Source organism: Massilia sp. LMS1-1-1.1, from assembly GCF_040815535.1.
Lineage (GTDB): Bacteria > Pseudomonadota > Gammaproteobacteria > Burkholderiales > Burkholderiaceae_D > Janthinobacterium > Janthinobacterium aestuarii.
The window spans coordinates 246,419-257,550 of the sequence record NZ_JBFPNG010000001.1; the positions used below are offsets into that span (position 1 = coordinate 246,419).

The following is an 11,132-nucleotide window of genomic DNA, read 5'->3' on the forward strand; positions in this document are numbered from 1 at the left end:
GGCAAGCAAAAAGCCCGTCTTCGCAGACGGGCTTTTTGCATTCAGCGCGCGCCATTGCTAAGCGGCGGCGGCCCCGCCCTCGTCCGGCTGCACATCGGCTCGCCACATGCTGATGGTCTGGCCCGCATACGATTGCAGCAGGACGTCGTCGCTCAAGGTCAGCATCGCCTGCTGGCGCTGCTCCGCCTTTTTCTCGGGAGTCATGCCCAGCTCGCCCGTCTTGTACGGACCCAGCACAGGCAGCAGGTCACGCAGCACGGAATAGTTACCTGGCGTGGTCTTGTCCGATTCCAGCTTGCCCAGGAAATACTTCATGACATGCTCGGACTGGTTGCCCTCTTGCCGCAAGCTCGCCTTGACCATCTTGCCATCCTTGTAGGCCACCTGCGCGTCACTGCTGGCCGTATCTTCGATCTGGTGGTAGGTATAGTTCTGCGATTCCGTATTGTCCAGCAAGCGTAGCGGCACGCCAGGGACGAGCGTCTCATGGAAACTGGCGCTCAGCTTCGATTGCTGCTGCTGCCTGACCGAACGCTCATCCTGGCTGGCGCCGGCCTGCTGCGTCTTTTGCGACACGTCATAATTGAAGCCATCCTTTTCCGAACTGCGCATGGGATTGCTGAATTTCACGGTCTGCGACACGGAGGCGCTGAAATCGGCCAGCCCCGTCAGGATGGACTTGTCCTCGGCCGCCAGGCGCCACTTGCCCGTCTCGGGCGTGTCCGTGGCCACCTGCGGCGCGGCGGTATTGCTGTGCAAGGCTGTAAAGCTATCCTTGAGCATGGCCACCAGGCCCGCGTCGCCATGGCCGCGCGACGCCGCCTGGTCGAACTGCTTCATGTAGCTGCCCAGCGCCTTCGCCTGCTTTTCCTTGCTGCCCAGGGTATTGAGCTGACTGGCATCGACCTTCAGCTCCAGGCTGCCGGCCTCGCCGCTGAAGCTGACCTTGCGCTGCGCGCCATCGGCCTGGAAGTCCAGGGTTTGAATACTTTCCGGCTCGCCGCGCACCTTGACTTCCGCATGCAGTTTCACCGAAGCCAGCTGCTGCTGGTCAAATTGCATCAAGCCTTCCAGCTTGATTTTCGGCGTACTTTGCCCCATGCCGTCGATGGCTTCCTGGAAGCCCTTCGCCAAGTCGCCCAGGGCGCTCGCTTCAGCGTCGCTGAGGTCGCCACTGGTCGTCATGCTCACGGCCAGCCCGTCACCCTGGCTGTCGAGCGACAGCTTGACTTCCACGCCGCTGCTGGTGGTGATGCTGAGGGACACCCTGTCTTCGCCATTGCCATGCAGGCTGCCCGGCGCGATGCCGGACGCTCCATAGATATTCGGCGTGGTGCTTGGCGGCGGCTGCCGCATCGCCTGCGAGAAATTGTAGTTTCCCAGCTTGGCCTGTCCCAGCATTGCCGCGCCCAGGCCGCTGAAGCGGCCGCCAAACGCATACGACGAAAAACTCTTCGTCATCGCTTCGCTGACCTTGTCGCGCGTCGCGCTTTCCCACACCATCGGCGAAGGCACGAGAGACGACACGGCCGGCGGGCCGCCGAAGGCGACGATGGCGGAAGGGGTCGGCGCTGGCGATGAGGGCGTGTCCGCCCTGCTTGCCGTAGCGGCAGGCGCGCGGGACGGGCTTGGATTCCAGCTCGGGATCGGGGAGACGGAGGTCATGGTCGTTATGCCTTGCTAAACGCGTAGTGGTGTATGGGTGAGATATTCATAACTTTCAGTTTTTGATAACAATCAACCGTCAAGCTAGCCCACTTTCAGCCAGACGTGCGATACACGCCGCTTCAGGTGCCAGGCAGACACAGCTATAACGACGTGAAATGTGAAATCATGAGCACAATGTGGCATGAAAATTTTTCATTCTTGATACAAGTCACGCTCCGCCCCAGCGGCGGCGCCAGCGAGGGTGCAATTAGAACTGGGGCCGCAAGTAAATTCATACTGTTGCTCAAATGATGAAAGTGACTATGTGTGACTTTTCACCTACCAGCAATCTCTATGATCGCTGAGTGCTTCGTGATAAATCCGCATTTGCTTATTCGGAACAGGAAGCATGGTCTTAAGGAGGCGGTATGAAATTTATGAACTTAACCATAGCCAAGCGGCTCGGCCTGGGCTTCGGCCTGGTCGCCATGTTCCTGTTGCTGGTCATCACGCTGGGGCTGACCAGCATGCGGCAAATCCAGGGCCGCATGGATGAGACCACCAAGGTCAACAACGTCGAAACCAGCTTGGCCCAAAGCATGGATTTGACGGTCACCGAGCGGGCGCTGGCGCTGCGCAATCTGATTTTGCTCAAAGATGAGAAGGAAGTCCAGATCGAGGTCGCGCGCATCGCGGAGCAGGAAAAGAAATACACCGCCGCCCAGCAAAAGCTGGGGGCCATGTTCGCCAAGCGGGAAGGCACCTCGAGCGAAGAAAAAAGCCTGCTCGAACAAATCCGCATACAAAGCGAACTGGCGGCCCCCTTCATTCAGCGGGCCGCCGCGCTGGCGCTGGACCAGAAACAGGACGATGCCTACAAGCTGCTGCGCTATGAATTCCGCCCCGTGCAAAAGCGCTGGTGGGAATTGCTGCGCACCTTGATCGCCGTCGAGGAAAAGCAGAATAACGAGGCATCCAGCGTCGCCGAGGCGGCCTACAGCCAGGCCCGCCTGGTGATGCTGAGCATCGGCTCGCTGGCCCTGATCACCAGCCTGCTGGCCGCCGTGCTGATCACGCGCAGCGTGACGCGCCAACTCGGTTGCGAGCCCGACGAAGCGGCGGCGATCGCCGGGCAGATTGCCAGCGGCAACCTGGCCGTGCCCATCCATACCCGCGCCGGCGATACGCACAGCCTGCTGTACGCCATGCAATCGATGCGCGACAGCCTGGCGCAGATTGTCCAGCAAGTTCACGCCAGCACCGAGACCATCGCCACGGCGGCAAGCCAGATCGCCATGGGCAACTTGGACTTGTCTTCGCGCACGGAACAGCAGGCCAGTACGCTGGAGCAAACCGCTTCATCCATGGAAGAACTCACCAGCACCGTGCGCATCAACACCGACCATGCGCGCCAGGCCAACGGGCTGGTCGAATCGGCCTCCGATGTCGCCACCAAGGGCGGCGCCGTGGTGGCGCAGGTGGTCGACACCATGGCGGCCATCGATGTCTCGGCGCGCAAGATCGTCGACATCATCGCCGTCATCGACGGCATCGCCTTTCAGACGAATATCCTGGCGCTGAACGCGGCGGTCGAGGCGGCCCGTGCCGGGGAACAGGGGCGCGGCTTTGCCGTGGTGGCCACTGAGGTGCGCAATCTGGCGCAGCGCTCGGCCGCCGCGGCCAAGGAAATCAAGGACCTGATCGGCGACTCGGTCGACAAGGTCCAGGCCGGCAACCGGCTGGTCGAACAGGCAGGATCGACCATGCACGAGGTCGTCGCCAGCGTCCAGCGCGTCACCGGCATCATGTCTGAAATGATGTCCGCCAGCCAGGAACAATCAGCTGGCATCGAGCAAATCAATATGGCCGTGACGCAAATGGACAATGTGACGCAGCAAAATGCGGCACTGGTCGAAGAAGCCGCCGCCGCAGCGCAAGCGATGCAGGAACAGGTCAACAGCCTGAACGATGTGGTCAGCGTCTTCCGCGTCGGCAACATCGCTGGCGGCCGCGATGCGGGGCTGCGCGTGGTCAGCCGTCCGCCACCGCCGCTGGCGGTGCGGCGCGCGCCCGCCACGGCAAAGCCGGCCCGTCCGGCCATCGCCAAGCCCAGTGAAATCGAGTGGGAACAGTTTTGAGCCGGCAACGGGGGAGTGGCACACGTGGGAAAACTGGAAAAGATCGCCGTTGCGGGCGACGTGGTGGCGAAGCACATCTTCCCGCTTGCAAGCCATATCGGCAAGGAACAACGGGGCCTGCTGACCGGCCAGCAAGGCGCGACGCTGTGGCTGACCGGCCTGAGCGGCGCAGGCAAGTCGACGCTGGCGTACGCGCTGGAAAGGCGGCTGCTGGCAGAGGGCCACCTGAGCTGCGTGCTCGATGGCGACAATATGCGGCACCACCTGAATGGAGACCTGGGTTTCTCTCCCCGCGATCGCCAGGAAAACATCCGCCGCAGCGCCGTCGTGGCCAGGCTGATGAACGATGCCGGCATGATGGTCATCTGCGCCTTCATCTCGCCGCTGCGCAGCGACCGCGAGATGGCGCGCCAGATCATCGGCAGCGACAATTTTATCGAAGCCTACATCAGCACGCCGAGCGCGCTATGCGAGGAACGCGACCCCAAGGGGCTGTACAAAAAAGCGCGAGCCGGACTGATCCCTGCTTTTACGGGCGTCTCCGCGCCCTACGAGGCACCGCTGGCGCCGGCGCTTATCCTGGACACGGGCTTGCTGTCGCTGGAACAGGCTTGCGAGCGGCTGTTCCAGCAACTGTGCCCGCGCTTCATCTGATGCCGCGCGGCCACCTTCCTGAGGAATGATGAAATGAGCAGCAACCACCATCCCGGCCACGGCGCGCGCCCGCGCCCCGTCATGATGATCCCCTTGCGCCGCTGCGGCAGCCATGCCCTGCGCCTGCGCCTGAACCTGTCGCCGCAGTTTTATTCACCGTATCCACTGCACCTGGTCGATATGATGCCGCTGCTGCCCCTGTACGGCGACTTGCGCGACGACCGCGCCTACTTTCGCCTGGTGGTCGATGTGGTGGGCCTGGCGGCGGCCAGCATGGTCAAGTGGCCGGGGATCGTCTTCGATCCGGTGGAAGTGTTCGAGACGCTGCGCGGCCAGCCGCGCAGCATCCACCGCGTGGCATGGGAGCTGCTGCTGCGCGCGGGCGAACGCCGCCAGGCGCAGGTGGTGATGGACAAGTCGCTCGACAGCGTCCACTACGCCGACGACATCGTGCGGCTATATCCGGACATGCTGTTCCTGAACGTGGTGCGCGATCCGCGCGCGCAAGTGGCGTCGATGAACCGCGCCATCATCCACGATTTCGACACGCTGCTCAATGCCAGGACCTGGCTGGCCGCCCATGCGGCAGCCGACCATGTCGTGCAACGCTATCCCCGGCGCGTGCTGACGATACGCTATGAAGATTTCCTGTCGCGGCAACAAGAGACGCTGGAAACGGTATGTGACTTTCTCGGCATCGCATTCCTGCCGCAAATGCTGGACGTGGCCGCGTCGGCGGAGGCGCGGCAAATCGCGCAGCTGTCATCGCTCTGGTCGGCCAACTGCTATGCGCCGATCGCGACCAACATCGACAAATTCAGGCGGCAACTGTCGGACGATGACATCAACCTCATCGAAACGCTCACCGGCCCGTATATGGACCGCTACGGCTACGCGCGCCTGAGCCGCGGCGACGTCAACATCACGCCCGCGCTGATCGAGCTGGCCGGCATGCGCTCGGCGCAAGGACGCGAACGCGCCTGGCACGCCCTGGAACAGGATAACTTCCGCGATTACGTGCTGCGCCGCTGCCGCGCCGACTATCTGGCCCAGCTGCATGCACGGCTCAGCCAGGCCAGCGGCGCGCTGGGCAGCAGCACCATCGTCACGCTGGATCAACTCGACCAGGGCGCGTTTGTCGTCAGCGACTAAGCGCCTGGCCATCGCCTGCCCCAGGCTGCGCTCCTGCGTCTGAAGGCGACTTTTTGACCGGATAGTTCTCCCCCATCAACAAGCATCAGCTTGCCGCCGCTGCCGGCCCGGCAAGCCATGATCAATGCTCTTTGTTTTCTAAAAACGACAACTTCAATATCGACCGGCAATGTCCACTAGAATGGTGGGCATATGAAACATATGATTAGCGCGCCGGTCGCCAGTTTCACCGATTTGCTGCTCGACGCCGTGTGCATGGTGGACGTGGACGGGCGCTTCGTCTTCGTCAGCGCGGCCTGCGAACGCATCTTCGGCTACACGCAGCAGGAAATGGTCGGCAAGCAGATGCTCGACCTGGTCGCTCCCGCCGACCGCGCCCGCACCCTGGCCGCCGCGCGTGCCATCATGGATGGCCATGCGCAGACGCATTTTGAAAACCGCTACCTGCGCAAGGATGGCAGCCTGGCGCACATCATGTGGACGGCCCGCTGGTCCGCCGCCGACCAGCTGCGCGTGGCGGTGGCGCGCGACATTACCCTGCTGAAACAGACGCAGGCAAAGCAAGCCGCGCTGTACGCCATTTCCGAAGCCATGCAGGCAACGCAAGACTTGCCCGCCCTGTTGCACCGTATCCAGCACATCATCGGCGAACACTTGCCCACGCGTAGCCTGACCTTGCTGCTGCATGACGAACACGGCGCCCAACCTTTGATGACCTGCCATGCCGACGACAGCGCGCCGCAACCGACATCGTCCCTGGCCAGCCTGCTGTGCGATGAAGTGCTGCGCAGCGGCCGCCCCCTGCTGCTGCAAGCGGGACAACTGGCCGGACTGCCGGCGGCGCTGCAAACGGCGGCCGGCGTCCAGTCCTCGTGCTGGCTTGCCGTACCGCTGTATTCGTCCATGGGCAGCATCGGCGCGCTGGCCTTGCAAGGCGGGCAGGACGCCGTCATCGGCACCGAGCAAGACCAGGATTTGCTGCAATTTGTCGCCAAGCAGCTTGCCACCGCCATCGAGCGCCGGCAGTTGCAGACGCAAATGCAGTTCATGGCCATGCACGATGAACTGACCCGCCTGCCGAACCGCCGCCTGTTCCACGACCGCCTGCACACGGCATTCGCGCGCGCGCACCGCCAGGAAGGACGGCTGTCGCTGCTGTTCCTGGACTTGAACAACTTCAAGCGCGTCAACGACGACCACGGCCATGCCTGTGGCGACCTGCTGCTGCAAACGGTGGCGAACCGCCTGCGCGATTGCATGCGCGAAACCGACACCCTGGCCAGGATGGGCGGCGATGAATTCGTCGTGCTTCTGGAAAGCAATGTCACGCCGGCCGACGTCAAGCTGATCGAACAAAAGATCCACGCAGCCCTGGCCGCGCCGCTGCACCTGGGCAACGGACAGCAATTGCAGATCGCCGTCAGCATCGGCGTGGCCCACTATCCGGAAGACGGCGATACCATGCAGTTGCTGCTGCGCCATGCGGACCGGGCCATGTACGCGTCGAAGGTGCTGGCCGCCGCCTCGCGCTAGCGGATGCCCCTCCTGGCGACAGTGCCCCCATGCTATACTTTCCCGCGATGCTGAGACTCTTCAAAACATGGCTGATCCTGCTGTTGATCACGGCGGTGCCGCTGCAAGCGGCCGCTGCGGGCGCCACGCGGCTGTGCGCGCCGCTCGCTGCCTCGCCTGCCGCCGCCATGACAGCCGCCTGCCAGCATCACGATGCGCAATCATCCACCGTCCCGGACAGCGCCAGCACGCCAGAAGACAGCAAGTCCCCTGCCAAGCACCCCGCGTGCGGCGCCTGTTCCAGCTTTTGCCTGGGCGCGCTGATGCCGCCCTGTTTCCCCCTGCCTGCCGCCGTGCTCAACGGCGCGGAACACGCCGCCGTAGCCAATGCCACCCTGCTGACAGGATTCATTCCCGACGGCTTGCGCCGGCCTCCTAGACTGCTTTCCGCTTAAATAAAAGCAGGCTACCAAGGTGGCCACGATAGATCTACTTCGTCTGAAAGCAACACATGATCAAACCTTTATTAGTACGCGGCGCTTTCGCCGTCATGCTGGGCCTGCCCACGTTCGCCATGGCGGCCCTGCCCGTCATTGAAGTCTACAAGAGCGCCTCGTGCGGCTGCTGTTCCGCATGGATCAAGCACCTGGAAACGAACGGCTTTACGGTGCGGGCGAAAAATGTCGAGATGCCGGCGCAATACCGCAAGCTGGCCGGCATTCCCGACGCGCTTGGCTCCTGCCATACGGGCCTCGTCAACGGCTACGCCATCGAAGGCCATGTGCCGGCCAGCGAGATCAAGCAGCTGCTGCGCGAGAAACCCAAGGCGAAAGGCCTGGCCGTGCCGGCAATGCCGATGGGTTCGCCTGGCATGGAAGGACCGCGCAAGGACCCGTATGACGTCTTGCTGGTCAAAGGCAATGGCAGCACCGAGGTCTACAAACACTACAAATAGACACTGAGGAGAAATGAAAAACGCCGCCGGAATCGCTTCCGGCGGCGTTTTTTATGTCAGGCAGCAAAGAACCTGCTGCCTGTCAGGACTGCATCAGATGCTGTCCAATACCGCATTCAGGCTGGCGCTAGGACGCATGACCGCTTCCGTCTTCGCCGGATCTGGCAGGTAGTAGCCGCCGATATCCGTTTCCTTGCCTTGTACTGCTTTCAGCTCGGCAACGATCTTTTCTTCGTTGTCGGCCAGGGCTTTGGCCACTGGCGCAAAATGCGCTGCCAGTTCCGCGTCGTCCTTCTGCGCTGCCAGAGCTTGCGCCCAGTACATGGCCAGGTAGAAATGGCTGCCGCGGTTGTCCAGCTCGCCGGTACGTGGCGATGGCGACTTGTTGTTGTCCAGCAGCTTGCCCGTGGCTTCATCGAGGGTTTTCGCGAGGATTTTGGCCTTCGCATTACCCGTCTTGATGCCCATGTCTTCCAGCGACACGGCCAGGGCCAGGAACTCGCCCAGCGAATCCCAGCGCAGATGGTTTTCTTCCACCAGCTGCTTGACGTGCTTAGGAGCCGAACCGCCGGCGCCCGTTTCGTACATGCCGCCACCGGCCATCAAAGGCACGATCGACAGCATCTTGGCGGACGTGCCCAGTTCCAGGATCGGGAACAGATCGGTCAGGTAGTCGCGCAGGATGTTGCCGGTCACCGAGATGGTGTCCAGGCCGCGGAAGGCGCGTTCCAGGGTGTAGCGCATGGCGCGCGTTTGCGACATGATCTGGATGTCCAGGCCCTTGGTGTCGTGATCCTTCAGGTAGACCTGTACCTTCTTGATGACTTCGTTTTCGTGCGGACGGTAGGAATCGAGCCAGAACACGGCAGGCATGCCCGAGTTGCGCGCGCGCGTGACGGCCAGCTTGACCCAGTCGCGGATCGGCGCGTCCTTGACCTGGCACATGCGCCAGATATCGCCCTCTTCCACCGTTTGCGTCAGCAGCACTTCGCCCGTTTCCAGGTCGGTGATGTTGGCGATGCCGCCTTCAGGCACTTCAAACGTCTTGTCGTGCGAACCGTATTCTTCCGCTTGCTGCGCCATCAGGCCCACGTTCGGCACGGTGCCCATGGTCTTCGGATCGAAGTTGCCATGCCATTTGCAGAAGCCAATCATTTCCTGGTAGATCCGTGCGAAAGTCGATTCCGGCATGACTGCCTTGACGTCTTTCGGACGGCCATCGGCGCCCCACATCTTGCCGCCGATACGGATCATGGCTGGCATCGACGCGTCGACGATGATGTCGTTCGGCGAATGGAAGTTGGTGATGCCCTTGGCCGAATCGACCATGGCCAGTTCCGGACGGTGGGCGTGGCAAGCGTGCAGGTCCTTGAGGATTTCATCCTTTTGCGACGCTGGCAGGGTGTCGATCTTGTCGTACAGGTTGCTCATGCCATTGTTGACATTCACGCCCAGCTTGTCGAACAGCTCGGCGTGCTTGGCGAACGCGTCCTTGTAGAAAATGCGCACGCAGTGGCCGAAGACGATCGGGTGCGACACCTTCATCATGGTGGCCTTGACGTGCAGCGAGAACATCACGCCCGTCTTGAAGGCGTCGTCGATTTCCTTCTCGTAGAACTCCAGCAGCGCTTTCTTGCTCATGAACATGCTGTCGATGATTTCGCCCGCTTGCAGGGAAACCTTCGGTTTCAGCACGATGGTCTTGCCCGAGGCCGTGACCAGTTCCATCTTGACGTCGCGGGCCTTTTCCAGGGTCAGCGATTTTTCGCCATGGTAGAAGTCGCCATGGTGCATGTGCGACACGTGCGTTTGCGACGATTGGCTCCACTCACCCATCGAGTGCGGGTGCTTGCGCGCATACTCTTTGACGGCCTTCGGTGCGCGGCGGTCGGAATTGCCTTCACGCAGGACCGGGTTGACGGAGCTGCCGATGCATTTGCCGTAACGGGCCTTCAAGGCTTTTTCTTCGTCCGTCTTCGCGTCTTCCGGGTAGTCCGGCAGCTTGTAGCCGCGGCCTTGCAATTCGCGCACGCAAGCGATCAGCTGACCTTGGGAAGCGCTGATGTTTGGCAGCTTGATGATGTTGGTGTCCGGATTCTGGGTCAATTTGCCCAGTTCAGCCAGGGTATTCGGGACTTTTTGCGCGTCCGTCAGGAATTCGGGGAATTCGGCCAGTACACGTGCCGCCACCGAAATATCGCTGGACACCACGTCCACGCCGGCCGGCGCGGTGAATTTTTTGATGATTGGCAGCAGGGAATACGTCGCGAGCAGCGGCGCCTCGTCAGTCAGCGTGTAGATGATTTTGGATTTTTGTGTTGCCATGTTCATTCCCTTGTATGCGGTGATGCCTGGTGGTTAACTTTCTTCATTCCAAACACAGGACGGTTAGCCTTGCTTTGGACGGCTAGTGTGCCGGCGGTGACGCCGTGCTTGCCCACCACGTATTTTAGACTGTCCTGCCGCTGTTTGTGTATCCGATGGCGTCGAATCTTATATAAGACAGCAAATATCTGAAGCATACGGGAGAATATGGCGGTTTTCCGCATGGAAATAGATGCAAGCAGGCACGCAAGCCATGTATGCACCCGTGGAAACAAATATGTAAACAGAAATATATTCGAGCAAATCCTGTCCCGCTCACTCGTTTTTGACGATCCCGCGCACGTTCGTCAACGCCAGGCAGACGTTCAGGATGATCAAGGCCCAGGCTTCGTCATGCCAGCCCCAGCAGACCCACAGCACATTGCTGAACAGGAAAACCCAGAAGCCGGCAAAGCGCCGCGCGGCCGCGCGCGACCCCACGAGCCAGGCCGCCAGCAGCGAAGCGGCCATGGCGGGCCATTGCAACAGTTCAATGAAGTCGGACATGGCGCCTCCCGTTTGCGGGGAGCGTAGCAACATTTCCGCGATATCAGCGCACGCTTGGTAGACGGCAACAACATTGATATTTATCAAATTGACAGCCCAAACCCTGGGCTACTGTCGGTGCCATCTTTGATCTGAAACAGAAACTCTGCTGCCAAGAATCGACCATTCCAGACACAACGCCAGTTTTCGCCAGGCTCTTCATT

At 61.4% G+C, this 11,132-nt stretch carries 9 protein-coding genes; 6 read left to right on the forward strand and 3 right to left on the reverse strand.

Features of this window, described 5'->3' with window-relative positions; genetic code table 11:
* Window positions 1-57: 57 nt before the first annotated feature.
* Entirely contained in the window at window positions 58-1,665 is a 1,608-nt protein-coding gene (locus tag MRBLMS1_RS01225) for a hypothetical protein (RefSeq protein WP_456149974.1), read from the reverse strand.
* A gap of 419 nt (window positions 1,666-2,084) precedes the next feature.
* On the opposite strand from MRBLMS1_RS01225, the gene MRBLMS1_RS01230 reads away from it, so the two are divergent.
* The 6 genes from MRBLMS1_RS01230 (at window position 2,085) to MRBLMS1_RS01255 (ending at window position 8,058) form a co-directional block, all read left to right on the forward strand.
* Window positions 2,085-3,785 (forward strand): methyl-accepting chemotaxis protein, encoded by a 1,701-nt coding sequence (locus tag MRBLMS1_RS01230; RefSeq protein WP_485877288.1) that lies wholly within the window; start codon window positions 2,085-2,087, stop codon window positions 3,783-3,785.
* 24 nt (window positions 3,786-3,809) lie between these two features.
* Entirely contained in the window at window positions 3,810-4,439 is a 630-nt protein-coding gene (cysC, locus tag MRBLMS1_RS01235; protein ID WP_485877289.1) for an adenylyl-sulfate kinase, read from the forward strand.
* 33 nt (window positions 4,440-4,472) lie between these two features.
* Window positions 4,473-5,591, forward strand: coding sequence for a sulfotransferase family protein (locus tag MRBLMS1_RS01240; RefSeq protein ID WP_485877290.1), 1,119 nt, complete (start codon window positions 4,473-4,475; stop codon window positions 5,589-5,591).
* Window positions 5,592-5,783: 192 nt separating this feature from the next.
* Window positions 5,784-7,124: a sensor domain-containing protein gene (locus MRBLMS1_RS01245; protein WP_485877291.1), complete on the forward strand. Its 1,341-nt coding sequence runs from the start codon at window positions 5,784-5,786 to the stop codon at window positions 7,122-7,124.
* Between the two features lie 47 nt (window positions 7,125-7,171).
* Window positions 7,172-7,558 (forward strand): hypothetical protein, encoded by a 387-nt coding sequence (locus MRBLMS1_RS01250; protein WP_485877292.1) that lies wholly within the window; start codon window positions 7,172-7,174, stop codon window positions 7,556-7,558.
* Window positions 7,559-7,614: 56 nt separating this feature from the next.
* Window positions 7,615-8,058, forward strand: coding sequence for a DUF411 domain-containing protein (locus tag MRBLMS1_RS01255; protein WP_485877293.1), 444 nt, complete (start codon window positions 7,615-7,617; stop codon window positions 8,056-8,058).
* Between the two features lie 93 nt (window positions 8,059-8,151).
* Here the strand turns inward: MRBLMS1_RS01255 and MRBLMS1_RS01260 are convergent, their stop codons facing one another.
* Together MRBLMS1_RS01260 and MRBLMS1_RS01265 are read right to left on the reverse strand one after the other, a co-directional pair.
* Entirely contained in the window at window positions 8,152-10,383 is a 2,232-nt protein-coding gene (locus MRBLMS1_RS01260; RefSeq protein ID WP_331776403.1) for an NADP-dependent isocitrate dehydrogenase, read from the reverse strand.
* A 315-nt stretch (window positions 10,384-10,698) separates the two neighbouring features.
* Window positions 10,699-10,929, reverse strand: a complete 231-nt coding sequence (locus MRBLMS1_RS01265; protein WP_331776402.1) for a hypothetical protein — start codon at window positions 10,927-10,929, stop codon at window positions 10,699-10,701.
* Window positions 10,930-11,132: the final 203 nt, after the last annotated feature.

Bases quoted from the DNA above. Each gene is read 5' to 3' on its own strand.
- MRBLMS1_RS01260 (WP_331776403.1), bottom strand. From the start codon at position 10,383: ATGGCAACACAAAAATCCAAAATCATCTACACGCTGACTGACGAGGCG.
- MRBLMS1_RS01255 (WP_485877293.1), top strand. From the start codon at position 7,615: ATGATCAAACCTTTATTAGTACGCGGCGCTTTCGCCGTCATGCTGGGC.
- MRBLMS1_RS01230 (WP_485877288.1), top strand. From the start codon at position 2,085: ATGAACTTAACCATAGCCAAGCGGCTCGGCCTGGGCTTCGGCCTGGTC.
- MRBLMS1_RS01250 (WP_485877292.1), top strand. From the start codon at position 7,172: ATGCTGAGACTCTTCAAAACATGGCTGATCCTGCTGTTGATCACGGCG.
- MRBLMS1_RS01265 (WP_331776402.1), bottom strand. From the start codon at position 10,929: ATGTCCGACTTCATTGAACTGTTGCAATGGCCCGCCATGGCCGCTTCG.
- MRBLMS1_RS01245 (WP_485877291.1), top strand. From the start codon at position 5,784: ATGAAACATATGATTAGCGCGCCGGTCGCCAGTTTCACCGATTTGCTG.
- MRBLMS1_RS01240 (WP_485877290.1), top strand. From the start codon at position 4,473: ATGAGCAGCAACCACCATCCCGGCCACGGCGCGCGCCCGCGCCCCGTC.
- MRBLMS1_RS01225 (WP_456149974.1), bottom strand. From the start codon at position 1,665: ATGACCTCCGTCTCCCCGATCCCGAGCTGGAATCCAAGCCCGTCCCGC.